At 39.0% G+C, this 24361-nt stretch carries 22 protein-coding genes and 1 pseudogene; 11 read left to right on the forward strand and 12 right to left on the reverse strand.

Annotation, left to right across the window (positions count from 1 at the left end):
- Positions 1-10 precede the first annotated feature (10 nt).
- The 3 genes from rpsR to rpsF are packed head-to-tail and all read right to left on the reverse strand — an operon-like array spanning position 11 to position 936.
- The gene (gene rpsR / locus NYR63_RS06095; protein WP_005598105.1) at positions 11-238 is read right to left on the reverse strand and encodes a 30S ribosomal protein S18; all 228 of its coding nucleotides are present in this window, start codon (positions 236-238) and stop codon (positions 11-13) included.
- Positions 213-587 (reverse strand): primosomal replication protein N, encoded by a 375-nt coding sequence (gene priB, locus NYR63_RS06100; RefSeq protein WP_279456737.1) that lies wholly within the window; start codon positions 585-587, stop codon positions 213-215. Before priB ends, rpsR begins: the two co-directional genes overlap by 26 nt.
- Positions 562-936 (reverse strand): 30S ribosomal protein S6, encoded by a 375-nt coding sequence (rpsF, locus tag NYR63_RS06105; protein ID WP_005598107.1) that lies wholly within the window; start codon positions 934-936, stop codon positions 562-564. Before rpsF ends, priB begins: the two co-directional genes overlap by 26 nt.
- A gap of 268 nt (positions 937-1204) precedes the next feature.
- Between rpsF and NYR63_RS06110 the strand changes: the two genes are divergently transcribed.
- Together NYR63_RS06110 and purD are read left to right on the forward strand one after the other, a co-directional pair.
- Positions 1205-1384 (forward strand): DUF1737 domain-containing protein, encoded by a 180-nt coding sequence (locus NYR63_RS06110; protein WP_279456738.1) that lies wholly within the window; start codon positions 1205-1207, stop codon positions 1382-1384.
- An 18-nt stretch (positions 1385-1402) separates the two neighbouring features.
- Positions 1403-2689, forward strand: a complete 1287-nt coding sequence (purD, locus tag NYR63_RS06115) for a phosphoribosylamine--glycine ligase (protein ID WP_279456739.1) — start codon at positions 1403-1405, stop codon at positions 2687-2689.
- Positions 2690-2785: 96 nt separating this feature from the next.
- On the opposite strand, the gene pnuC is transcribed toward purD, so the two are convergent.
- The 5 genes from pnuC to NYR63_RS06140 form a co-directional block, all read right to left on the reverse strand.
- On the reverse strand, positions 2786-3478 hold the full coding sequence (gene pnuC / locus NYR63_RS06120; protein WP_279456740.1) for a nicotinamide riboside transporter PnuC: 693 nt from the start codon (positions 3476-3478) through the stop codon (positions 2786-2788).
- Positions 3479-3605: 127 nt separating this feature from the next.
- Complete coding sequence (locus tag NYR63_RS06125) at positions 3606-4229, reverse strand: YfgM family protein (protein WP_279456741.1); 624 nt, start codon at positions 4227-4229, stop codon at positions 3606-3608.
- Between the two features lie 15 nt (positions 4230-4244).
- Positions 4245-5516 (reverse strand): histidine--tRNA ligase, encoded by a 1272-nt coding sequence (gene hisS, locus NYR63_RS06130; RefSeq protein ID WP_279456742.1) that lies wholly within the window; start codon positions 5514-5516, stop codon positions 4245-4247.
- A gap of 126 nt (positions 5517-5642) precedes the next feature.
- Entirely contained in the window at positions 5643-6755 is a 1113-nt protein-coding gene (gene ispG, locus NYR63_RS06135) for a flavodoxin-dependent (E)-4-hydroxy-3-methylbut-2-enyl-diphosphate synthase (RefSeq protein ID WP_279456743.1), read from the reverse strand.
- A 9-nt stretch (positions 6756-6764) separates the two neighbouring features.
- A complete protein-coding gene (locus NYR63_RS06140) occupies positions 6765-7730 on the reverse strand; it encodes a RodZ domain-containing protein (RefSeq protein WP_279456744.1) in 966 nt (321 codons plus the stop codon).
- Positions 7731-8000: 270 nt separating this feature from the next.
- Here NYR63_RS06140 and NYR63_RS06145 point away from each other — a divergent pair, with 270 nt between their 5' ends.
- Positions 8001-9557 carry a SulP family inorganic anion transporter gene (locus tag NYR63_RS06145; RefSeq protein WP_279456745.1) on the forward strand — a complete coding sequence of 519 codons (1557 nt, stop codon included), beginning with the start codon at positions 8001-8003 and terminating at the stop codon, positions 9555-9557.
- A gap of 147 nt (positions 9558-9704) precedes the next feature.
- Here NYR63_RS06145 and argH read toward each other — a convergent pair whose 3' ends face one another.
- From argH to NYR63_RS06160, 3 genes are all read right to left on the reverse strand, one after another.
- Positions 9705-11081: an argininosuccinate lyase gene (gene argH / locus NYR63_RS06150; RefSeq protein WP_115590601.1), complete on the reverse strand. Its 1377-nt coding sequence runs from the start codon at positions 11079-11081 to the stop codon at positions 9705-9707.
- Positions 11082-11356: 275 nt separating this feature from the next.
- A complete protein-coding gene (locus NYR63_RS06155) occupies positions 11357-12700 on the reverse strand; it encodes an FAD-dependent oxidoreductase (RefSeq protein ID WP_279456746.1) in 1344 nt (447 codons plus the stop codon).
- 131 nt (positions 12701-12831) lie between these two features.
- Complete coding sequence (locus NYR63_RS06160; RefSeq protein ID WP_279456747.1) at positions 12832-13875, reverse strand: Gfo/Idh/MocA family oxidoreductase; 1044 nt, start codon at positions 13873-13875, stop codon at positions 12832-12834.
- A gap of 247 nt (positions 13876-14122) precedes the next feature.
- Between NYR63_RS06160 and NYR63_RS06165 the strand changes: the two genes are divergently transcribed.
- From NYR63_RS06165 to NYR63_RS06180, 4 genes and pseudogenes are all read left to right on the forward strand, one after another.
- Positions 14123-15931, forward strand: a complete 1809-nt coding sequence (locus NYR63_RS06165) for a monovalent cation:proton antiporter-2 (CPA2) family protein (RefSeq protein ID WP_279456748.1) — start codon at positions 14123-14125, stop codon at positions 15929-15931.
- Between the two features lie 283 nt (positions 15932-16214).
- A pseudogene (locus tag NYR63_RS11315) lies at positions 16215-16543 on the forward strand (hypothetical protein); the annotation flags it as partial.
- A 36-nt stretch (positions 16544-16579) separates the two neighbouring features.
- Positions 16580-17125: a P-loop NTPase fold protein gene (locus tag NYR63_RS06175; RefSeq protein WP_279456750.1), complete on the forward strand. Its 546-nt coding sequence runs from the start codon at positions 16580-16582 to the stop codon at positions 17123-17125.
- Positions 17126-17281: 156 nt separating this feature from the next.
- Complete coding sequence (locus NYR63_RS06180; protein WP_279456751.1) at positions 17282-18343, forward strand: hypothetical protein; 1062 nt, start codon at positions 17282-17284, stop codon at positions 18341-18343.
- Between the two features lie 33 nt (positions 18344-18376).
- On the opposite strand, the gene NYR63_RS06185 is transcribed toward NYR63_RS06180, so the two are convergent.
- Positions 18377-19270 (reverse strand): LysR family transcriptional regulator, encoded by an 894-nt coding sequence (locus NYR63_RS06185; protein WP_279456752.1) that lies wholly within the window; start codon positions 19268-19270, stop codon positions 18377-18379.
- A 124-nt stretch (positions 19271-19394) separates the two neighbouring features.
- On the opposite strand from NYR63_RS06185, the gene NYR63_RS06190 reads away from it, so the two are divergent.
- The 4 genes from NYR63_RS06190 (at position 19395) to NYR63_RS06205 (ending at position 24305) form a co-directional block, all read left to right on the forward strand.
- Complete coding sequence (locus NYR63_RS06190; protein WP_279456753.1) at positions 19395-19847, forward strand: nuclear transport factor 2 family protein; 453 nt, start codon at positions 19395-19397, stop codon at positions 19845-19847.
- A 153-nt stretch (positions 19848-20000) separates the two neighbouring features.
- Complete coding sequence (locus NYR63_RS06195) at positions 20001-20948, forward strand: GlxA family transcriptional regulator (protein WP_279456754.1); 948 nt, start codon at positions 20001-20003, stop codon at positions 20946-20948.
- A 313-nt stretch (positions 20949-21261) separates the two neighbouring features.
- Positions 21262-22875, forward strand: a complete 1614-nt coding sequence (locus tag NYR63_RS06200) for an AAA family ATPase (RefSeq protein ID WP_279456755.1) — start codon at positions 21262-21264, stop codon at positions 22873-22875.
- Complete coding sequence (locus tag NYR63_RS06205; protein ID WP_279456756.1) at positions 22866-24305, forward strand: VWA domain-containing protein; 1440 nt, start codon at positions 22866-22868, stop codon at positions 24303-24305. Before NYR63_RS06200 ends, NYR63_RS06205 begins: the two co-directional genes overlap by 10 nt.
- Positions 24306-24361: the final 56 nt, after the last annotated feature.

Raw genomic sequence — 24361 nt, forward strand, 5'->3', positions numbered from 1 at the left:
GACCTCTCTATTACTGATGGTTGTCAGTGTATGGAAGTAACGCTAAGTAACGAGCGCGTTTGATTGCGCGAGCTAATTGACGTTGATACTTCGCACGAGTACCAGTGATACGGCTAGGAACAATCTTGCCGCTTTCAGAAATGTAGTTCTTTAATGTAGCGATATCTTTGTAATCGATCTCAACAACATTTTCCGCTGTGAAACGGCAGAACTTACGACGACGGAAATAACGTGCCATTTGGCTTCTCCTGATCTATAAATTCAATATGTTCGGCGTGAACGACTAATTGGTTTAAACCGTTATAGTCTTTGTGAGTATGGATAAATCCGTGAACTCTAATTTTATCGCCGAGCTTTATTTGTTGGGTTATTAAACTAAATTGACTGCCATTTAAAATCACTTGGATTTTACACCACGCCTGACGTTCTAAATTTACTTCTGTTTGGATTGAACGATGTTCAAGCCAAAAACGATAATTCGGAACCCCTAACGGGTTTTGGCTTTGCTTAACCATTGAAACGACCGAGCCGCTCAGAATTAAGCAATTATCAATTGGCGAATTACTCGCCAGCTTCCTCTGATTCAACTTCAGCTACCGCTTCAGCAACTTTGCTTTCTTTCGCTTTCACCATTGGTGAAGCTTCAGTTACTGCCGCTTTAGTGTGAACGATTAAGTTACGAAGAACTGCATCGTTATAACGGAAGTTAGTTTCTAACTCGTCGATTACACTTTGAGGTGCTTCTACATTCATTAACACGTAGTGTGCTTTGTGAAGTTTGTTGATTGGGTATGCTAATTGACGACGACCCCAATCTTCTAAGCGATGAACTTGACCGCCAGCTTCTTTTACAGATGCTGTGTAACGCTCAATCATTGCTGGTACTTGTTCGCTTTGGTCCGGGTGAACCATAAAAACGATTTCGTAGTGACGCATTGACTATCCTTACGGGTTAGCAGCCTCCAACTTTAGCCAGTCACCAACTTGTGGAAGCAAGGATTAAAAAAACGATGTGACTGAACGGTGGAATTATACTGAAAAAAGTGCATTTTGCAAGCGACAAGTGCCGTTTTTAGTAAAAAACCAACAATATTACCCGCTTGTTTTAAAGTTTATTTATACGAAAGAATAAAGTATAATGCGCAAACGTTTGCTTTTATAATAAACGAGCAATTTTCTACATACTTTTGCAAATGGAATCCAAATGAGCGATGAAAAACTTTCTTACAAACTAATCACCGGCAAAGATGACGCAACATTCTGCCAAAGAGTATCTCAATTACTTAATGAAGGCTATGAACTATACGGTTCTCCCTCTGTAACGTTTAACGGCAAAGAGGTTATTGCCGCTCAAGCAGTTATTCTCAAAAAATTATCAAATTAAAAATAAGGGTAAACAATTATGAACATTTTAATTATTGGTAACGGTGGCCGTGAACACGCTTTAGCTTGGAAAGTTCGTCAATCGCCTTTAGTCAAAAAAGTTTTTGTCGCACCGGGTAATGCCGGTACTGCTCTGGAAGAAGGGGTTGAAAACGTAGCCATTGCTGCAACCGATCTTCCTGCATTAGTCAATTTTGCAAAAGAAAACCAAGTCGGCTTAACCATTGTTGGACCGGAGGCACCGCTCGTTATCGGTGTAGTTGATGCATTCCGTGCTAACGGTTTAAAAATCTTTGGCCCGACTCAAGCAGCTGCGCAATTAGAAGGCTCAAAAGCGTTTACTAAGGATTTCTTAGCTCGTCATCAGATTCCGACTGCCGAATATCAAAATTTTACCGAAGTTGAGCCGGCACTTGCATATTTAAAACAAAAAGGTGCACCGATTGTAATTAAAGCGGACGGTTTAGCTGCCGGTAAAGGCGTAATTGTTGCCATGACGCTCGAAGAAGCGGAAGAAGCGGTAAAAGATATGTTATCGGGCAATGCGTTCGGCGAAGCCGGTAGCCGTGTGGTTATCGAAGAATTTTTAGACGGTGAAGAAGCAAGTTTTATCGTGATGGTGGACGGTAAAAATGTGGAACCGATGGCAACCAGTCAAGATCACAAACGTGTCGGCGAAGGCGATCAAGGTTTAAATACCGGCGGGATGGGGGCATACTCACCGGCTCCGGTCGTTACGCCGGAAATCCATAATCGTGTTATGCAAGAAGTCATTTACCCGACCGTGAAAGGTATGGCGGCGGAAGGTAATTCCTATACCGGTTTCCTCTATGCGGGTTTAATGATTATGCCGAATGGACAACCTAAAGTTATCGAATTTAACTGCCGTTTCGGTGATCCGGAAACTCAACCGATTATGATGCGTTTAGAATCGGATTTAGTCCAACTTTGTTTAGCGGCTTGTGATGAAAAACTTGATACGATTAAATCAAAATGGTGTGAACAAGCGGCGTTAGGTATCGTACTGGCTGCCGAAGGTTATCCGGGCGATTATCGTAAAGGCGATGAAATCATCGGTATTCCAACTCAAGCACAAAAATCACAGAAAGTATTCCTTGCCGGTGTAGAACAAAAAGACGGTAAACTCGTTACTAACGGCGGTCGTGTTTTATGTGCAACCGCATTGGGTAATTCCGTATTTGATGCGCAACAACAAGCCTTAAAACTTGCCGAAAAAATTCAATGGCAAGGTCGTTTCTATCGCCGAGATATTGGTTATCGTGCGGTGGCAAGAGAAAAAGCGTAATTTACTTTTAGATTATAACTTATAGCAAAAAGCAAGCGGTTGAATTTGTAAAATATTTTGCAAATTAGACCGCTTGTTATTAGCTAGCGAAGAATATTAGCGCTGAGCATTTTTCTCTAATTGCGTCCAGTTATAGAAACCGTAAAGCGAGTTAAGCAGATATGCACCGTACATTAAATACATCGCCGGTGTCTCCGCCCATAAAACGATGGATAATACATTAAGTACAATCCACAACAACCATTGTTCACGATAACGTAAAATCATCAATAACTGTGCCGCTACAGTGGTGATAGTGGTCACACCGTCTAAACCGGTCGAGCTACCGCCCGCCGCTTTGAGTGCTTGAATAAATAGAAAAGTCCCGATACCGATTGCCGCTAACAGAATAATCCAGCCTTTGACACTTAACGACTTGGCAATCACTGCTCCACCGCCTTGGCTGTCTTTTTGCATATTCGCTTGCCACACGAAGTAACCGATAAATTGCGCCGGCAAATACACATAAAGCACACTATTCATTTCGCCGATAAAATTATTGCCCCATGCGACATAAAAATAGGTGTAAGCAAAAATTAAACCGAACAAGTAATTACTGACTTTACCTTTACTCACTAAAACAACGCAGATAATACCGGCGATACCCGAAATCATCGCCAAAATAGAATCCGGTGCTTGCACATAAGCCCAAACTTGGGCGGCAATAAAGGCTACCAGCCAAATCACCTCAAAAGGCTTCCAACCGGACAATTCTTGTTTAACAAAATTTGAAATTGTTTGCGTATTCATAGCACGAGCTCCAAATATAATAAAACCTGTACTATTCTAAGTGAAAATAAATATTAATGTAAAATATAAATCACATAATTTCTGGTAAATATAAAAAAATAGGGCTGATGTTACAGCCCTATTTCGATTATAAATTATTTAAACGTACGTCAATTAGCACTTTATCTTGGTTTGAAGCAGTAGCTTTCGCTTTTTCATACACGCCTTTTGCCGATACTTTATCGCCTTTTGCCACTAAAATATCGCCGGTTAAAACTAATTTACGTTGTTCCCATACTTGATCATTAATTTGACCTAAGGTCGCCAACGCTTCATCATAATTTTTTAACTGATAATCCAACATTGCCAAACGAAAACGAATTATTGTTTGTAAGCTGGCATCACTTGTTGAAGTAAGTGCGCTTTGCAGTACGGTTTTTGCCGTTGCAAAATCCGCTTTTTCGACTGCATGTTTTGCCGATTCCAATTGAGAAAATACCGCATAACTCGAATCTTTATTCTCACTGATAAACTTCTCTATAAGCGGTGCATTTTTAGCCGGATCTTGTAAATAACTTTCCATAATATTTTGGTAAGTCGCTGAAGTTTGTTGTGCCGTTTCAATTTGATGGTTTTTCCAAAAATTCCAACCTAAAGTTGCCGCACAAGCAATGATGATGGCAACCAGAATCGGCGTACCGTTTTCTTTAAACCAACTCTTCGCGTCTTCGAATTGCTGCTCTTCCGTTTTATTTAAATATTCGTTACTCATTCATTGTTCCTAATCTTAAAAACGTTTTGTTAGTTCTGCGATTAAATCGCTTTGTGCAATAGTGATTTGTTCCGCACCGCTTTGTAAGTCTTTTAAGACTACGGTTTGTTCAGCCACTTCACTTTCGCCGATAACTAATGCAAGTTGCGCTTCCACTTTATCCGCACGTTTAAATTGTTTTTTGAAGTTACCGCCCGAGCAGTGAGTCATCACACCTAATTGCGGTAATTCGCTACGGATACGTTCCGCCATTTGGAACGCATTTAAAGTCGCGCCTTCACCCGAATAAACCACATAGACATCAACCGCTTTCGGTAAGTTGATTTCTTTATTCACTTCTTGAACTAGCAGAACCAAACGCTCTAAGCCCATCGCAAAACCGACGCCTTGCGTTGCATGGCCGCCGAGTTGTTCGACCAAACCGTCATAACGACCGCCGCCGCATACCGTACCTTGAGAACCTAACGCCGAAGTTACCCATTCAAATACGGTTTTATTGTAATAATCCAAACCGCGTACCAGTTTCGGATTCACTTCATAAGCAATACCCATTGCGTCTAATAGGCTACAAAGCTGGGTGAAATGTTCACGGCTGTCATCATCTAGATAATCTAATAATTTCGGTGCGTCATTCAACACTTCTTGTAACGCTTGGTTTTTAGTATCAAGAATACGTAACGGATTTTTAACTAAACGCTCTTTTTCTTCATCATTCATCAAAGCGGTATGATTTTCTAAGAATTTTACCAACGCCGAACGATAATTCGCACGTGCTTCAAGCGAGCCGATTGAGTTTAGTTGTAAAGAAACGTGTTGATCGATCCCTAATTCTTTCCATAAACGCGCAGTAAGAATAATTAATTCCGCATCAATTTCCGGATTCGGAATACCGAACACTTCTACCCCTGCTTGGTGGAATTGGCGATAACGACCTTTTTGCGGACGCTCGTGACGGAACATTGGACCCATATACCATAAACGTTGTTCGTTATTGTAAATCCACCCGCGTTCGATCGCCGCACGCACGCAACCTGCCGTCCCTTCCGGACGAAGGGTTAATTGTTCGTCATTATCCCAGAAGGTGTACATTTCTTTTGAAACCACATCGGTCACTTCGCCGATTGCACGTGCGAAAAGCGGGGTGCTTTCGACAATCGGCATACGCACTTCGGAATAACCGTAACCGGCTAATACGTTACGTACTTTATTTTCAATCCACTGCCATAACGGCGATTCTGTCGGTGAGCAATCGTTCATTCCACGAATTGCTTGAATATTTTTAGCCACTTTGTTTTCCTTTTATTACGCTAAAACCACGGACAACACAAAGTAATACGGCAGGTAAATTTTTAAAGAAAATTGACCGCTTGTTTGCACAATATCCGTAAATCGGTGTCACCGTGGTTACTAAAATTAAATTTGTTCGATTTGAATTCGATTGTGTTGTTCGGCAACTCTTGCTCGAATTTTTGCTTCCAGTTGGTCAATTAATTTTTCATTATCGAAACGCTCTTTTTGGCGAACGCCGTCAAGATAGAAACCGCTCATTTTATTTGAGCCGGTCACACCGAGATCCGATACAAGTGCCTCACCCGGCCCGTTTACCACGCAACCGATAATAGAGACGTCCATCGGCGTTAAGATATCTTCTAAACGCTGTTCTAGCGCATTCACCGTAGCAATAACGTCGATTTCTTGGCGTGAACAAGTCGGGCAAGCGATAAAGTTGATCCCGCGAGAACGAATACGTAATGATTTTAGAATATCAAAACCGACTTTGACTTCTTCAACCGGATCGGCTGCAAGCGAAATACGTAACGTATCGCCGATACCTTCCGACAATAACAAACCTAAACCGATTGCCGATTTTACCGAACCGGCTCTCGCACCGCCCGCTTCGGTAATTCCTAAATGCAACGGTTGTACGATTTGCTTGGCTAAAAGACGATAAGATTCGACCGCTAAAAATACATCGGACGCTTTTACGCTGACTTTAAAATTCTCAAAATTAAAGCGATCCAAAATATCTACGTGACGTAATGCCGATTCTAATAACGCCTGCGGAGTCGGCTCACCGTATTTTTCTTGTAAATCACGTTCAAGTGAGCCGGCATTCACACCGATTCTAATCGGAATATTTTTATCTTTCGCACAGTCCACAACGGCACGAATTCGCTCTTCATTACCGATATTACCCGGATTGATACGTAAACAATCGACACCGTATTCCGCCACTTTTAATGCGATACGATAATCGAAATGAATATCCGCTACCAGCGGTACATTCACTTGCTGCTTAATTACTTTAAACGCTTCCGCCGCATCCATCGTCGGTACGGAAACACGCACGATATCCGCCCCGACACGCTCGAGTGCTTGAATTTGAGCAACCGTTGCTTCCACATCGGTGGTACGGGTATTGGTCATCGACTGCACCGAAATCGGCGCATCGCCGCCTACTGCGACATTGCCCACCCAAATCTTTTTCGATTCACGACGTTTAATTGGCGATTGATGAACTGACATTTCCAATCCTTATTGTGCTAAAGGTAATTTAATACGAGCGACACGCCCATCAATTTTTAACGGTACTTCTTGACCTTTATAGTAAAGTTTTACATTTGCCGGCGCACCGATAGTTAAACGATATTGTTCGTCACCGTTAAATGTAAGAACTTCGCCGTTGCTATATAATTTTTCCGCTAAACTTTTCTTACTCTTGTTACCTTTTACCGTAATCCAGCTTTCTTTACCGGTAATTTCGATACGTAATTCATCATTACCGATAGCTGCTGCTTGAGGCTGTTCCGCCAGCGTTTCGGTAGCTGTAGGTTGTTGTAATACATTAACCGCTTCGGTTGTTGTTTCCGGATTTTGGCTCACTTGTGCTTGTTCCGCAGCAGCAACGGTATTCGTCGCACTATTTTCCGTCGGCATCAGGGTTACCGCTTCCGCCTTAGGCGTTTCAATAACAGGCGCGGGAGCTACAGGCACAGCCGGCACTTCTACCGCTGCAGAGGTCGGCGCAGAAGCTTGTACTGCCTGCTCTATCGTAGAGCTACTGACAATGTGTTCTCTGCTTTCCTGCTCTTTTTGATAATCTTGCCACCACCAAAGTAATGTCATACCTACCGCACCTAACAAAACAAGAACCGTGAGATATTTCACCCATTTCGTTTGAGATTTTTGTACGATTTTCGGCGAAGGAGATTTAACCGCTTCTTTAGGAATAATCACTTCCCCGTAGTTCACCGTTGAAACCAATGCTTCCGGCAGACGTAAGAAACGTAAATAATTACGCACATAACCACGTACGAACGTCGGTGCTACATTTTGTAAAATGAAAATATCGTTTTCTAAAGACTCGATGTGAGATTTTTTTAAATTCGTTTTTTTGGCGACATCCTCGATGCTTAAATGCAATGCTTCACGCGCTTGTTTCAGCTTTTGTCCTAAAGGAATATCTTGATTTTCTTGCGTTGGATGAGTTGGTTCAGTCATAACGAGGCTCTTGATTAAAAAATTACAAAAAATTATTCGGAAGTTTAAAGAGGTAGCGACGGTTTTGCAATCTTAACTCGCAATTTTGGTAAAAATTTTTATTACAATGAATATTTTCAACAAATTTATTATATAGAATAAAAGAATTATCAAAATCTCTGATATAAACCAAAGATTATGCCGGTAAAAGGCGTAAAATATATTTTGTGCTTCAGCCTTTCGCTGACCCACGGTTAAGAAATATATAAATAAAAATAAGTGGTACTAACAATGATTTCTGAAAAAGATAGAACTCGTTTATTCAAACAAAATTTTGCTTCCGGTTTAGTTGTGTTTTTAGTCGCTTTACCTTTATGTCTAGGTATCGCATTGGCATCGGGCGCACCGCCGCTTTCGGGAGTCGTATCGGGCATTATCGGCGGTATTGTTATCGGTGCTTTGAGTTCGTCACATATCAGCGTAGCGGGCCCTGCCGCCGGATTAGTGGCTATTGTACTTGCGGCAGTCACGCAATTAGGTTCATTTGAATTATTTCTATGCGCGGGCATTGTCGCCGGTGTCATTCAACTTTCACTCGGTTTTTTACGTGCGGGCAGTATTACCAATTATATTCCGGTTGCCGTAATTGAAGGGATGTTAGCCGGTATCGGGATTTTAATTATTTTTTCTCAACTGCCGTATGCGCTAGGCAATAAACAATTTTTCCAAGAAATCGGCCAATCGTTTATTAATGTGCATTTAGGTTCGTTTAGCATTGCTCTACTCTCGTTATTTATTATGTTAGGTTGGGATTCCTCTCCTACACTAAAAAAAATTAAGATGCTCCCTTCCGCCCTAATTGCGGTAATTATCAGTATCTGTCTTAACCGTCTGTTCATAAGTATAGACAGTTCTCTTGCCATTCCGGCAACGCAATTAGTTCAGTTACCAATTCCGAACTCTTGGTCGGAAATGAGTAATCTAATCCGCTTTCCGGACTTTGCCGGTTTTAGTTCTTCAATCGTATGGGTAACCGGGGCGACAATGGCGATTGTTGCTTCCATAGAAACTTTATTGTCGATTGAAGCCGCCGACCGTTTAGACAGTAAACGCCGTATTACTGATACTAATCAAGAATTACGTGCGCAAGGGGTCGGTAATATCATCTCTTCCGTATTAGGCGGCTTACCGATTACGGCAGTAATCGTGCGTTCTTCTGCAAATGCCAATGCCGGTGCAACCCATAAACTCTCCAGTATTATTCATGGTATTTTGCTGTTTGTTTGTGTCTTGGCAATTCCGAGCATTTTAAATCAAATTCCGTTAGCAACTTTATCTGCAGTATTAATTTTGGTCGGTTATAAATTGGCTCGCCCAACTATTTTTAAACACTTTTGGCACAAAGGAATTTATCAATTTATTCCGTTTGTGGCGACAGCGGCGGCAGTGGTGGCGTTTGATTTACTCAAAGGGGTCGGATTGGGCCTAGTGATTAGTATTATCTTTTTATTACAAGGTAATATGAAGCGAGCTTACTACTTAAGTCGTGAAGAATTGGAAGACGCAAGCTACATCAAAATGCAACTTTCCGAAGAGGTTTCTTTCTTAAATAAAGCGGCAATTAAAAAGACCTTAAAAAATATTCGCCCGAATTCCAAAGTGATTATTGACGCTTCTCGTACATCTTATATCGCTTCAGACGTATTAGAATTGATTGAAGATTTCGCCAATATTACCGCACGAGAAAATCATATTCGTGTTTATTTAAAAGGCTTTAAATCCGATTACAATAACCAAGAAATCGACCACGCCAGCCACGTTAAAGTGGAACACGGTAGCCGAATTTAGATAAACACTGAATCTGAACCACGGAAAACACCGAATACACAGAATAAAAGGGAATTGCCGTACGTAGGCTGCAAATAAACAAGCGGTCTGATTTTGCAAGAATTTTACCAAATCAGACCGCTTGTTCTTATCCAAATATCAATTCAATTACGCACCTAAATTTACTTTAGCCGCTTCAATCGCTTCACGTACACGTTCCGGATTCACCCCGCCTTTCGCACTACGTTTTTCTAAACAGGATTCTAACGAAAGAATCGGGTAAACGTCTTCATCGATCACTGGGTGGAACTGTTTAAATTCCGCCACGCTTAATGCTTCTAACGGTTCACGTTTGCTGATCGCATAGACTACCGCTTCACCTACAATATGATGCGCTTCACGGAATGGAATGCCCTTCGCCACTAAATAATCCGCAAGCTCGGTCGCATTCGAATAACCTTGCTGCGCCGCTTCACGAGTACGTTCCACGTTCACATTGATATCTTCAAGCACTAACGCACCAATCTCTAAACAAGCCTGCCAGGTTTCCATCGCATCAAAAATGCCTTCTTTGTCTTCTTGCATATCTTTGTTATAAGCAAGCGGTAAGCCTTTTAAGGTGGTGAGTAAGCCTGATAATGCGCCAAATACACGTCCTGATTTACCACGAATTAATTCGCACGCATCCGGATTTTTCTTTTGCGGCATTAATGAAGAACCAGAGGTGACACGATCCGATAATTCCAAGAATGCCGATTCACCGCTATTGAAGAAAATGAGATCTTCAGCAAAACGTGATAAATGCACCATACTGATCGAAGCGGTTGAGAGCAGTTCTAACACGTGATCACGATCCGAAACTGAATCCAAACTGTTACGTGTACCGATTGCAAAACCGAGATCCTGTGCCAGTGCATCACGATCGATTGAATACGCCGTGCCGGCTAATGCGCCTGAACCTAACGGACAAGTGTGCATACGTTTATAAGCATCGGTTAAACGGCTGAAATCACGTTCTAACATTTCGTAATACGCCATACACCAATGGGCAAAAGTAATCGGCTGTGCACGTTGTAAATGGGTGTAGCCCGGCATTACCGCATTTTGATTTGCTTCGGCGGTTTCGACCAATTTGTGTTGTAAGTTGCGGATACGCTCTTGTAATACGACCGCCTGAACCTTACACCACATTTTCATATCCACCGCAACTTGGTCGTTACGGCTACGACCGGTGTGGAGTTTTTTACCTAAATCACCGACTTTTTCGATCAGTTTTGATTCAACCCAGCTATGAATATCTTCCGCATCATCACGTAAAATAATCGCAATATTCGGCTCGATTTCCGCACGTAATTCTTTTAACGCCGCCACTAATTGTTGGTGTTCTTGCTCGGTTAAAATGCCAACCGAAGTAATCGCTTTCGCCCAACCGATTGAACCGTCAATATCTTGTAATGCTAAACGATAGTCAAAACGTAACGAGTCATTGAAAAACTTAAATTTCGCATCAGCTTCTTGTTTAAAACGTCCACCCCAAAGTGCCATATTATGTTCCTTTTCACTTCTTAATCTTATTAAAAAGATGTCCTGTACATCTGAATAGGGATATTTTGCATAAATATGCAAGATTATTCAATAATTATTTATTGCAAGCGGTTAAATTTCCCCATTTTTTTACCATTTGTACTATTTATATACAAAGATTTATAAATGTAGGCGAGTTGGGTACAGAGATCAAGCCTTTTCGCAGTCATCTACAAAAACAAAAGCGGTGGAATTTGCAAAAAGTTTACAAATTCCACCGCTTGTTATTTAAAGAGCTAAGCGAATAAATCGTTTAAGCCTTCAATAATTGTCGGGTGAGTAAAGATCTGGTTTTTGATATAGCTTGCCGGAATTTTGTAGTCCATCGCCATTTTAAACAGATTGATGATTTCATGCGCTTCCGCACAGAATAACGTTACACCTAAAATTTCGTCCGTATCCGCATCAATAATGGCTTTCAGCAATCCGTCTGTTTGACCCAATACTTTGGCTTTGGGAATCATTTCGGCTTTCATTTTCTTCACAATGATATTGCGTCCCGATTTTTGCGCAGCACTTTCGGTTAAACCGATATGCGCAAATGGTGGCTCGGTAAATACAGCGGTCGGGAATACCGCACGATCATCACGGCTACGTTTACCTTCCGCAAATAATTGATCACGCACAATGCGGTAATCGTCTAATGAGATATAAGTAAACTGTGCAGAACCGGCAACATCACCCATCGCCCAAATATGTGATTTACCTGCAACACGTAAATGTTCATCGGTAATGATTGCACCTCGCTCATTTAGCTTAATACCGGCATTTTCAAGTGCTAAACCTTGCGTATTGGCACGGCGACCGATCGCAACTAATACTGCATCGGTAACAAATTCACCTTGATTGGTGACTACGGTAGTCGAATCTGCATTTTCAACAAAGCGTTCCGTTTGCACACCTAAATGCACTTGGATACCTTTACGATTCAGTACATCAAGCATCGCTTCCGCCATATCACGATCTTCACGAGCCAAGAAAGTATCGCCATTCTCTAAAATAGTAACTTGGCTGCCAAATGCTTGATACATAAAGGAAAATTCTAAAGAAATATAACCGCCGCCAACAATCACAAGGCGATCCGGACGTTCGGTTAGAGAAAGAATACCGGTACTGTCATAAATTCTCGCACCATCCGCACCTTCAATCGCTAAACGGTTTGAACTTGCACCGGTATTGATAAAAATTTTATCGGCACGTACTTCAAACTCGCCGTCACGACCGTTTAATAACACGGTATGTTCGTCTTTAAAACTCGCTTTGGCGGTAATAATACGCGCATTTTCAAGGCTATCTAACTTAGCAAAATTTGCCGCACGCAATTTACCGATTAAGCCGTTTTTTGCCGTCATTGACTGATTAAACACAGCGACTTTATCCGCCACATTTTGCCCTTTTAGTCCTTCTACCAATAATTTTTTAGAAGGGATACAACCGATATTGATACAAGTGCCGCCATACATTACTTCACTTTGTTCCACCAAAATTACCGACTGCCCAGCCTTAGCTAAATCCGCCGCTAGGGTTTTACCCGCTTTACCAAAACCAATAACTAAATTCTCTACTGAGAGCTGCTCCATACAATATCCTTAAATCTATCATTAAACGAAGTTGTTATAAGTCATAATATATAATTAAAGCCTTACAAAAAAAGCGGTCGAATCTGCAAAATTTTTTGCAAATCCAACCGCTTGTAAATCTTCCGCTTTACTTATAGCGTAATCTTCTGACCTTTGTTCGCACTTTCAAATGCCGCTTCGATAATGCGTAAAACTAAAGTGACTTCTTCCAATTTTACGATCGGTTCTGATCCGGCAGTTAGCACTCGGTATAAATCATCTACCAAATTTTGATAGCTGGCTTGAGCATTCGGGTACGGCTTACGAATTACTTCGCCATCAATTTCCGTATGTAACACACCCCATTCAGTTTCAGGTTCCGCATTCCAATTGCCAATTGGCTGCACACCTTTGCTTAAATGCGCTTCTTGGCTGTCTGTCGCTTGTTTCATATAAGAACCGTTTTTACCGTGTAATACGAATGCCGGACTTGGCTCTCGTGCATATTTAGACGCTTGTAAGGCAACCTTTAAGCCGTTTGCATAATAAAGATGTATATCGAAGTTATCGTCCACCAATGCGCCGTCGTGTTGATAACGAATATCGGCAAACACCGCTTGCGGTTTACCAAACAGATAAATGGATTGATCGATTAAATGTACACCCAAATCATAAACTAAACCGGTACCGCGATCGCCGGCTTCTTTCCATGCTTTAGCATTTTTGCCTTTCGCATAACGATCAAAGCGGATTTCGCAATCCACGACCTCGCCTACTAAATTTTTAGCCAAAACTTCTTTTGCTGTGGCAATATGGCTGTCCCAACGGCGGTTTTGATAAACGTACAGCACGACATTTTGCTGTTTGGCTAACCGTTCCAGTTCTAATGCCTCCGCCGAGCTTGCGGCTAACGGTTTTTCAACCAACACGTGTTTACCGGCTAATAAGGCGCTTTTTACCATCTCATAATGCGTTTGATTCGGCGTAGTAATAATAACCAAATCGATTTCCGGCGTAAGTAACGCTTGATATTCATGCACAATATTCACATCCGGCAGCCATTCTTTTGCTCGCTCGGTAGTACGCTCGTACACTTTCTGAATATGAAAGCGTTTGTCATTTTTAAGAAAAGGAATATGGAACAAGCGACTGGAATAACCGCTGCCGGCAATCGCAACATTAAGAATTTTCATCATTTATGCTCCTGATTAAAGAAAATTAAATCCAGTATAGAAGAAAAAGAAAAAAATGCCCCGCTTTTTCTAGCTGTGGTTATTGTTTATAGTAATCCGAATCATTATGACAAGCGGTCTTTTTCTTACGAAAATTTGTTAAAACTCAACCGCTTGCCTGATCTTTTTCTAACTTTTCAATTCTTATCAAAGCTTTAGCTATTTTATGCTATTTTTATAATAAGATTTTTATTTTGAATTCGGAGGTTTTATGGCGGCAGAAGGTGCAAGCCAACTTACCAGTGTGGTAGCTTTATTAGGGGCGGCAATTATTGCCGTACCGATTTTTAAACGTATCGGTTTAGGATCAGTGCTGGGCTATTTAGCCGGCGGTTTAGCCATCGGGCCTTTCGGCTTCGGTTTATTTTCCGATCCGCATACCATTTTACACGTTGCCGAACTCGGCGTGGTGATGTTTCTGTTTTTAGTCGGGTTGGAAATGCAGCCGGCGCATTTATGGGGCTTACGCAAATATATCTTCGGCTTGGGCAGTTTTCAGGTGATTGGCGCGGCGATTGCGCTCACCGGTTTAGTGATGGCATTCGGCTATTCATGGCAAGTGGCATTTGTCAGTGCCTCAGGTTTTGTACTGACTTCTACGGCAATCGTGATGCAGGTGTTAAGCGAACGAGGTGAAATGACTTCTGATCGCGGTCGCAAAATGGTATCGATTTTGCTATTTGAAGATATGTTAATCGTACCGCTATTGGCAGTAGTCGCTTTTCTGTCGCCTATCCATTCCTCGGAAACAGCCAGCACGCCGATTTGGCAAAAAATTGCGATTGCCGTGTTTGCGATGGTTTTCTTATTTATTATCGGCACCAAAGTACTGAATCCGTTCTTTAAAATGCTGGCACGCACCAAAATCCGAGAAATGATGACCGCCGTAGCACTTTTCGTGGTGCTTGGCTCGGCATTATTAATGGAAGTGAGCGGACTTTCCGCAGCAATGGGGGCATTCGCTGCCGGCGTATTGCTTTCCACCTCCAGTTTCCGTCATCAATTAGAAGTGGATATCGACCCGTTTAAAGGATTATTGCTCGGCTTATTTTTCCTTGCGGTCGGAATGTCGCTCGACTTAAATGTGGTGTGGGATAACTTAGGGCTGATTCTCTCCGGTGTGGCATTGATGATGTTGATTAAAGGCGGGGTAATTTTCCTAGTGGCTCGTCTTTCCGGCAGTAACAATTTAGACGCACACGACCGTGCAATCGTAATGGCACAGGGCGGTGAGTTTGCGTTTGTGTTGTTTGCGGCAGCGCACGCTCAAAAAGTGATTGATGACACGGTACACGCCAATATGACGGCAATTGTGGTGCTATCGATGGTCTTCACGCCGTTAATGATTATTGTGAGCCAGAAATTTATCGCGCCTCGTTTGCAAAAAATTGACGAAATTAAACCGCATGATCATATTGAAGAACAGAACCCGATTATCTTGGTCGGCTTGGGTCGTTTCGGACAAGTGGTCAATCATTTATTGCAAATGACAGGTTACCACCCGACTATTATTGAACTGAATCCAAAACTTATCGCTGCAATGAAAAAACGTGGCGTAAAAAGTTATTACGGTAACGGTGCTCACCCTGATTTACTTAAAGCGGCAGGCATTCAAACCGCACAAATGCTGATTGTGGCGATTGATAATCCGCAACAAACCTTAGAAATCGTGAAATACGCACGTAGTGTGAATCCACATATTAAAATTATCGCTCGTGCTTATGACCGTTATCATGTGTACGACTTGGTACAATCCGGAGCGGATATTGAAGTGCGAGAAACCTTTGACAGCGCATTGCGTACCGGTAAACAAGCATTACGAGAACTGGGCTTAGATGCAGACAAAGTACATGAAATCGGTAATATGTACTTCGGTAAAGATCGCCATAGCGTGAAACTTATGTCAGAAGTGTACGACCCGAAAATCGAGCGTTTCAAAAACGAAGAAATGTATCGTATCGCTCTCGAACAAGACCAAGAAATTATGGCGGAAATCCAAAAGATTTTGGCGAGAGAGTAATCTTAGGAATACTCTACAAGCGGTCGTAAATCGTCAAAAATTTACGACCGCTTGTTTCGATGAGGGAATATTATGCAAATTTCCCCAAAAACAAAAATATTGGCTTATTCACCATAAAGCGAAAGATTCAAGTCAAGTTTGATTGAGTAATAATAAAATGGATAAAACTCATCGCACTTTTGATTTCATTTATAAATGAAACTTTTGGTAATTTCTTAAAAAGTTTCAATCGTACTTGAAACTTTTTTAAGTTTGTAGATATATTGAATAAATAGTAACCGCCATTTTCAGCTATCTTCAACTTGTTAGCTATAAGGTCAAAATCGGTGGATTAAACAGCCAAGAAATTGATTTTGTCGCAGAAAAAAACAGCGAACGCATTTTATATGCAAGCCACACTGACAATCAACGAGGAAAAAACATTGGAACGAGAATTTGGCAACTTGCTGAAAATTCAAGACAACTATCCTAAATATGTCGTTACAATGGATGAGTTTGAGGGAAATACGTTTGAGGGGGATGCAGTATTTGAGTTTGAGAGCTTTCTTGGAAACACTAAATATTCTAGAAAAACTCATATATAACAGGAAATACTATTTTGTACTTATTTAAAAATATTGAGAATCTAAATATAAAAAGGAAAAAATGATGAATAATTATATTACAAAATACTTAGACTCTTATCTAGAAAGAAAAAATACAGATTATTCTGTTTTATTAACTGGAGAATGGGGGTGTGGTAAAACACATTTCATTAAAGAATATCAAAATCAGAAAAATGAATATAAATTCATATATGTTAGTTTATTTGGATTAAATTCTATTTCTGAAATCAATGATGCAATCTTTAGAGAACTTCACCCTATACTAGGTCATAAAGCAACTAAATATATCGGTGGAGTAATAGCATCAGCTATTAAAATGGGTTTTAAAATCGATCTACTTGGTACAAAGGAAGAAGAAACTACAATTAACATTGATTTTAGTAAATTTAATCCTTTAAAGGACGATGAATATAAGGGAATAGCATTCATATTTGATGATCTTGAACGAACAAAGATGGGTATTTCTCAAGTTTTAGGATTTATAAACTATTTATGTGAGCAATCTAATGGAAAGGTTATTGTTATTGCAAATGAAGAAAAGTTAAATAAAGATAATAATTATAATGAGTTTAAAGAAAAATCAATATGAAAGACTTTTGAGATAAAAAATAATGAAAGAGATTATTGGATATCATTTAAAAATAATAATCAAGCAAATATTCTAAAAGAAGATAAAATATTGGAAATAATTAAAAATGAGTACAAAAAATTTGGAAAAAGCAATTTCCGGAATCTAAATCGGGTTATGGAAGACTTTATTGACTTTTATCCACATATAGATTCTAAATTTTTAAAAAACAAAGAATTTTCTTATCTTATTGTAAAATTTTTCTTTTCTTTAAATCTAGAATTTAGAAACAAAAATAACGTAAAAGAAGCTTTGAGTGTATTAGAACAAGATAATGAACTTAAAAATTTAAACATTTTTCAACTAAAAACTTGGGAGGATATTTTATTATCAAAATATATAAAAGATGAAATTAATTCTGAAATAGGCAAGCTAGTTTACTTTCAAAATAATAGTAAACCATCTTGGCTATACCTATGGGATCATAGAACCCTAAGTGAAAGTGAATTTAATGAAAATCTAAAAGATGTATTATCAAAATTTGATAAATTAGAATATGATGAGTTACCTATATTAACTCATGTTTTTAATTTATTAATACTATTTGCAAATGAAAACATCTCTGATTTAAGCATAGAAAGTATAGAAAAGAAAGTTGATGAATATTTAAATAAATTTTCGAGCAACCCTGATTGGTTTGAAGTTAATTATTCATCTCCACTTCATAATGGTACTGGGTATGGATATACAAATGAAAAAGATGAAAATGTAATTAGAATTAAGAATAAAATAACAATTACATTAAATGATAGACAACAGTTCTTTTACAAAAAAAGTAAAAAAGATAATCTTATTGAAATATTGTCTTTAATAGGAGACGGAAATTATGATGAATATTACTCAAAACTAGATAACTATAAATATAAGAGCATTTTTAATCAAGTTGATAAAAATATACTTATCGACGTTATTGGATCAGATAATGCAAAAATCTTACATTTATTAAGAATCTTAGATGATAGATATTCTGTATCAAACCCGAAAAATACTCATCATCTATTATATTTTTACGATGAAAAAATCATTTTAGAATTATTAAAAGAAATTCTTGATGAGAAAAATGAAAACAATGATTTATCACAGTTTGATAAGTACAACTGCGAAAAAAATATGATTTTCCTTGAGAAAATCTTAAAAAGATTCGATAACCATAACCAACAAGCGTTCGATATCATATAAAACCTTACAACTCGACCGTACTTTCCCTTTCTCCTACCAACCCCCCCTCCCCTCAAACTCTTCCACTAAAAAATCCACAAAGCTGCGGACGGTTTGGGGGAGTTGGCGGCGGGAGGGATAGACGGCGTACACTTGATAAGTCGGCATTTGCCAATCGGGTAGCACAATTTGTAGTTGATTGTTTTTGAGTTGTTGCTCAATAAAATATTTCGGCAACATTGCGATGCCACCGTCTGCTAAGGTGAAATTAAGTAATGCCCCTGTGTCGTTGATGGTGAGTTGGCTGGTTAGTTCCAACACGGTTTCTTGCCCGTCTTTGATAAATGTCCACTCTTTTCGGTTTACATTTGCGTGTGCTAAATAGCGATGATTAGCTAATTCTTGCGGTGAGTGAATTGTGCCGTGCTGAGCTAAATAGGCAGGCGTTGCCACTAATAAAGAATGGCAAGTGAATAATGGGCGAGCTACAACATTTGGATCGGGATTGTTAGTAAAACGAACGGCAAGATCGATTCCCTCTTCAACTAAATTTACCGTGTTATCCGCCAAAATCAGTTGAATATTCAGCTTTGGATGTTTGGCTAAAAAAGTACGAATCGCATTGAGCAAATGGGTGCTGCCAAATGCTGCGTTCGAGGCAATTCGCAATGAGCCTCGCAATTCCCCTCGTTTAGCTAAAAAATCTTGTTCAATAGCCGAGGTTAATTCCGTCATTTTTTGACAATATTCGACCGCTTGTTCGCCTGCATCGGTCAATGAAACATGGCGGGTAGTGCGCTGCAAAAGCCGAGCATTAAACCATTCTTCCATAAGGGCAACCGCACGGGTAACTTTCGGGCGTGAAAGATCCAATCGTTCCGCCGTTGCGGTAAAACTGCCCGTTTCCGCCACCATTAAAAACACTTGAATTGCGGTAATTCTATCCATTTTTTACCCTTTATTGTTTCAATTTTTAAAACAATTATATTCATAAACCAGTCTTTTTCCCATTTTTTATTTCAATATAATGGCAACAGATTATTTGAAACTCTTCAAGCAAAGGAAAATCAATATGAAAAAATTACTTAAAACTGCAGTAATTTCAACCGCACTTTTAGCCACAACAGCGGCAATGGCACACACCACACCGGAGCAAAATAAGAAAAACGCTCTTGAATTTTATGAATTAGTGTTCAACAAACACAAAGTACAAGAAGGCACAGACAAATATATCGGCAAAGAATATTTACAGCACAACCCAACCGTAGCGGACGGTGGCAAAGCGTTTGTGGACGCATTTGCGCCGTTCTTAAAAGAACATCCGCAATCTCGTGCTGAAATCAAACGAGTGGTGGCGGAAGGTGATTTAGTGATGTTGCACGTTCATAGCACATTAAATGCGCAGGATAAAGGCGAAGCGGTGGTGGATATTTTCCGCTTTGACGAAAACGGCAAAATCGTAGAACACTGGGACATAATCCAAGCCGTACCAGAAAAAACGGCGAGCGGTCGTTCAATGTTCTAACTTAAATTTAAGGTAACAAGCGGTCGAAAAACAAGGATGTTTTGCGACCATTTTTTTATTGTAAAATATGCAGATAATACGAAAGTGCCTTAGAAACGAACAAAATTCACCGCTTGATGAAATGTTCCGCTTTGAAAAAGAGATGAAAACACCGTGAAAACTGTCGCCCTTATCCTTTACCCACATTTTAGCTTATTTCATTTTGCCGTGCCACAAATGGTATTTTCCGCAACAGGATTGGCAAATGAACCGTTATTTGACTTGAAAATTGTGGCAGAACAACCTGAAATCTCGCTTTCAGGCGGTTCATTGGTGCAAGCCGACAGCGATTTAAGGCTGCTTGAAACCGCTGATATTATTATCGTCCCCGCTTGGAATGATTTTGATGAAAAGCCAACCGCGGCATTGCAAACGGCGTTGCAACAAGCCAATGCCCGTGGCGCAATGCTTGTCGGGTTGTGTTTAGGCACTTACGCCTTGGCATATTCAGGTTTATTAGATGGCAAACGGGCGGCAACCCATTGGATGGGCGAAGCAGATTTTCATCAACGTTTTCCACAAGTGCGGTTAGATTTGAACGCACTTTATGTGCAACAAGGCAACTTGATGACATCCGCCGGCACAGCTGCTGGGCTGGATTGTTGTTTGGCGATTGTGCGGGAAATTTATGGTGTAAAAACGGCTAATCATTTAGCTCGGCTTTTTGTTACGCCGCCCCATCGTGAAGGTGGTCAGGCACAATTTATCGAACAGCCCGTACCACGTAAAACACCTGATGAAAACATCAACGAACTGCTGGACGACATTCGCAAAAATCTGCAAGTGGTCTACTTTATTGACGAAATTGCAAATCGTTTGTCAATGAGCCGTAGCACCTTTACTCGTCATTTCCGTAAAGCCACAGGACAATCCTTCGCGCAATGGTTGATTGACACCCGCTTGCAAAAAGCTCGTGATTTACTAGAAAGCACCACACTCTCTATCGAACAAATTGCAGAACAAATCGGTTTCCAAAGTGCGGTCAGTTTCCGACAACATTTCAAACAACGCTTCCACGTCAGCCCAAATGAATGGCGGAGGACTTTTGGGGAGTGGGGGTAAAAACGATCTCTCTTTTTAATTGGAGTTATAATTCCAATTCACTAACAAAAGTAAAAAATTGGAACTGTAGTTCCAATTTACTCTGATAACATGCAATCAATACATCCAACAGCTAATTCAACTCAAAGACACTAACTTATCTCCAGTGTGAATATTCGAGATAATTACCGCAAGCAGATACCAGCCAGAAAAAGAGATTGATGGCGTCCCAATGGTGGATTGGTTAGTGGAAAGTAAATGATGCTACGTCTTTAATTACCAATTTAGAATTACTATAATTCGAATATATTTTGCACTTAAGGAAAATTTACTAATGAATCAAAAATCTAAACAACAAAGCCAATCTTTACAAGATCTTGATAAAATCATTAATGCTTCAAAAACAGCCATGCAAGATCGCATATCTAACCTACTCAAACAACTCAATGCCAATATGCACGAAAGAGAGCAAATTTTAGCTATTACATTATTAGGGGCTATTTCTGGTCAAAATACTTTTCTTTATGGTCCACCAGGAACTGCTAAAAGTTTGATTTCAAGAAGATTAGCTTGTGCATTTGAAACCTCAAATTATTTCGAGTGTTTAATGAACCGCTTTACAACACCAGAAGAAATTTTTGGTCCAATCTCTATTCAAGAATTAAAAGCTGATCGTTATATCCGTCAAGTGGAAGGATATTTACCAACTGCAGATTTTGCTTTTTTAGATGAAATTTGGAAATCTAGCCCTGCTATTTTGAATAATCTTCTCACTATTATTAATGAACATATTTTCAAAAATGGTAATGAAAGAATTGATGTTCCACTAAAATCTCTAATTTCTGCATCTAATGAAGTTCCAGCCGAGAATCAGGGATTAGATGCTTTATATGACCGTTTTATTCTTCGCCTTCTTGTTCCTCCAATTCAAGAAAATGAAAATTTCAATCAGCTACTAAATAGTAAACCGAGTTCAGAAAAACCAACCATAAGCCCCGAATTAGTTATTAGTTCTAAAGAACTTATGCAATGGCGAGAGCAATTACATAATGTATCGCTTAGCAATGATACCCTGTTAATTATCAAATATATTCGCCAAGAATTAGCTGATAAATTTGATGAGTTGAAAGTATATGTTTCAGACAGACGTTGGCAACGAGCTGCATTGCTGTTGAAGGCATCTGCATTCTGTAATGGACGTAAGGAAACAAACCATAGTGATGTTGTTTTATTAAAATATTGTTTATGGACTACCCCTGAAAATCGTGAAGCGGTAGAAAATATTGTAATGAATGCAATCAAAGAATGCGGTTTTGACAGTGGGGTTGATTTGGCTGATTTAGATAGAGAAAAAGATAAATTAGATAAAGAGATTAACAAAGAGATTTATTACTCTGAGGATATTTATGAAACTATAAAATTCTCAAATGGACAAGAGTTTTTCAAAGTGGAAAAGTCTGTTTCTAGAAAAAATTATGCTAATGATAGATATTACAATCGTGAATTTTCAGGATATATTCCTATTGATAAATTTAAAACAAAAGATAAATTCTATCTAATAGACGAAAATGGAAATTCTATGAATAATATTGAATGCACATTTAATGGTCAAGGAAGCTGTATAATAAAATATAGTGAGAGATATGGTTATGAATATAATGACGTAAAGTTTACTCCTAAAAAATTAATTCACAAGGGAGATAAAAAACCAGAAGTTAATAAAAGATTGATTAAATCTTTATCTGAATCTGTTAAAGAAATTCGTCAAGAATTAACTGCAGTTTTAGAGCAATTAGAGAATAAAAATAAAAACTACAAAAAACAACTACAAAGCCCATTTGTTACTGAAAATGAAATTAATGTAGCAGTAAGTGGTATTTTAAAACAAATTGAGCAACTCAAATTGCGTATTACAGACTGCGAACGCTTGGAGTCGTTATGTCAATAAACTTGTTATCAGAAAAAGGGATTATCAAAAAATCCCTTTCTGAAAAATATGAAGAGCTTATTCAGAGACCACAACTTGCTGAATATTTAAATGATCATATCTGTAATTGGTTTAAGAAAGCAGAAAAATTTATTCAACAAGAAAATCCATTTCCAAGATTCCGACAGCAATGGAAAATATGGAATAGCGAATTTCATAAGAATAAATCTATTTTAAATGATAAAGCTATCCAAGAATGCCAAGCTTTTTGTAAATCAGTAGGTATTCCTTTTGATTATTCTTTTTGGCATAAAAAATTAGAAAGTAATAATGAAGAAAAAGAAGTAGCTTCTAATTTATTATTAAAAGAGTGGCAAAAAAATCTAGATAAATCACAAGCCCAATGGGAATTAGAGCAGATTGAACTTGCAAGAAAAAAATTCCTTACAGAGTTGGAAAAATGGTTGGAACTTATTCAACAATTAGATCGACAACTTTCTCCTTTGGGCTTAGATTTTGGAATTTGGTTTGATGATAGTTTAGGTTCTTTAACCCCACAATCAATTAAAGAACTTACTCGTTGGGCAAATTATTTTGCACAGGATAAAGAAGCACAAAAAATCGCAGATTTATTAGGTAAAATGCGACAGATTGAGCAATCATCAAAGATAGAAACTATTACTCAAACAATTAGCGTGTCCGTGCCTGTTACCGATATTAATTCTAAAGAAGAAATTATTGGTCTTAAATTAGGGAAAGAATTGGAATATGTGATTCCTTCTGAATTAGCATTAATGGCAGATCCTGAAACAGCTATTTTATTTGACTTAAAATATTTGGAATCAAAGTTAGTTTGTTTCGAATTACAAGGAACAACATTTCAAGATGAACAAAATGAAATTACTACTGAAATAGAATCAAAGGAAGATGATAAACTTGGACCAATGATTTTATGTGTGGATACAAGTGGTTCAATGAGTGGGACACCTGAAAATATTGCTAAAGCGATGTCTTTATATTTAGGAAATAAAGCTAAATCAGAACAAAGAAAATGTTTTGTTATTAATTTCTCAACAGGTATTGAGACATTTGAAATTAGTGCAACAAAAGGTATTGCGGATTTAGTTTCTTTTTTGAGTAAATCATTCCACGGTGGGACTGATGCCGCTCCAGCATTACGATATGCATTGTCATTATGCCAATCAGAAAATTATGAAAAAGCAGATATTTTGATGATTTCTGATTTTGTGATGGGATCATTACCTGAAACCTTACTTAGCGACATAAAAAAACAAAGAGAAAAAGGCAATCAATTCCACTCTTTAGTGATTGGTAATTTATTTATGGAAAATAGATTAAAAACACATTTTGATAATGAATGGATCTATAATCCAAATTCACATCAAATAGAACAACTTGTGAAATTCCAACAAAATATCAAGCTAAATTAATTTAAATACTATCTAACTTCTAGTTTTAGATAGTATTCACTCTCTAAAGCGTTCAA

This window comes from Actinobacillus genomosp. 1, assembly GCF_029774175.1.
Lineage (GTDB): Bacteria > Pseudomonadota > Gammaproteobacteria > Enterobacterales > Pasteurellaceae > Actinobacillus.

Excerpts from the sequence above, each read along its gene's own strand:
- pnuC (WP_279456740.1), bottom strand. The coding sequence starts at position 3,478 with ATGAATACGCAAACAATTTCAAATTTTGTTAAACAAGAATTGTCCGGT.
- NYR63_RS06160 (WP_279456747.1), bottom strand. The coding sequence starts at position 13,875 with ATGATGAAAATTCTTAATGTTGCGATTGCCGGCAGCGGTTATTCCAGT.
- NYR63_RS06190 (WP_279456753.1), top strand. The coding sequence starts at position 19,395 with ATGAAAAAATTACTTAAAACTGCAGTAATTTCAACCGCACTTTTAGCC.
- NYR63_RS06180 (WP_279456751.1), top strand. The coding sequence starts at position 17,282 with ATGGAAGACTTTATTGACTTTTATCCACATATAGATTCTAAATTTTTA.
- NYR63_RS06165 (WP_279456748.1), top strand. The coding sequence starts at position 14,123 with ATGGCGGCAGAAGGTGCAAGCCAACTTACCAGTGTGGTAGCTTTATTA.
- NYR63_RS06175 (WP_279456750.1), top strand. The coding sequence starts at position 16,580 with ATGAATAATTATATTACAAAATACTTAGACTCTTATCTAGAAAGAAAA.
- NYR63_RS06125 (WP_279456741.1), bottom strand. The coding sequence starts at position 4,229 with ATGAGTAACGAATATTTAAATAAAACGGAAGAGCAGCAATTCGAAGAC.
- rpsR (WP_005598105.1), bottom strand. The coding sequence starts at position 238 with ATGGCACGTTATTTCCGTCGTCGTAAGTTCTGCCGTTTCACAGCGGAA.
- ispG (WP_279456743.1), bottom strand. The coding sequence starts at position 6,755 with ATGTCAGTTCATCAATCGCCAATTAAACGTCGTGAATCGAAAAAGATT.
- NYR63_RS06185 (WP_279456752.1), bottom strand. The coding sequence starts at position 19,270 with ATGGATAGAATTACCGCAATTCAAGTGTTTTTAATGGTGGCGGAAACG.
- rpsF (WP_005598107.1), bottom strand. The coding sequence starts at position 936 with ATGCGTCACTACGAAATCGTTTTTATGGTTCACCCGGACCAAAGCGAA.
- NYR63_RS06110 (WP_279456738.1), top strand. The coding sequence starts at position 1,205 with ATGAGCGATGAAAAACTTTCTTACAAACTAATCACCGGCAAAGATGAC.
- NYR63_RS06205 (WP_279456756.1), top strand. The coding sequence starts at position 22,866 with ATGTCAATAAACTTGTTATCAGAAAAAGGGATTATCAAAAAATCCCTT.
- NYR63_RS06155 (WP_279456746.1), bottom strand. The coding sequence starts at position 12,700 with ATGGAGCAGCTCTCAGTAGAGAATTTAGTTATTGGTTTTGGTAAAGCG.
- NYR63_RS06200 (WP_279456755.1), top strand. The coding sequence starts at position 21,262 with ATGAATCAAAAATCTAAACAACAAAGCCAATCTTTACAAGATCTTGAT.
- NYR63_RS06145 (WP_279456745.1), top strand. The coding sequence starts at position 8,001 with ATGATTTCTGAAAAAGATAGAACTCGTTTATTCAAACAAAATTTTGCT.
- purD (WP_279456739.1), top strand. The coding sequence starts at position 1,403 with ATGAACATTTTAATTATTGGTAACGGTGGCCGTGAACACGCTTTAGCT.
- NYR63_RS06140 (WP_279456744.1), bottom strand. The coding sequence starts at position 7,730 with ATGACTGAACCAACTCATCCAACGCAAGAAAATCAAGATATTCCTTTA.
- argH (WP_115590601.1), bottom strand. The coding sequence starts at position 11,081 with ATGGCACTTTGGGGTGGACGTTTTAAACAAGAAGCTGATGCGAAATTT.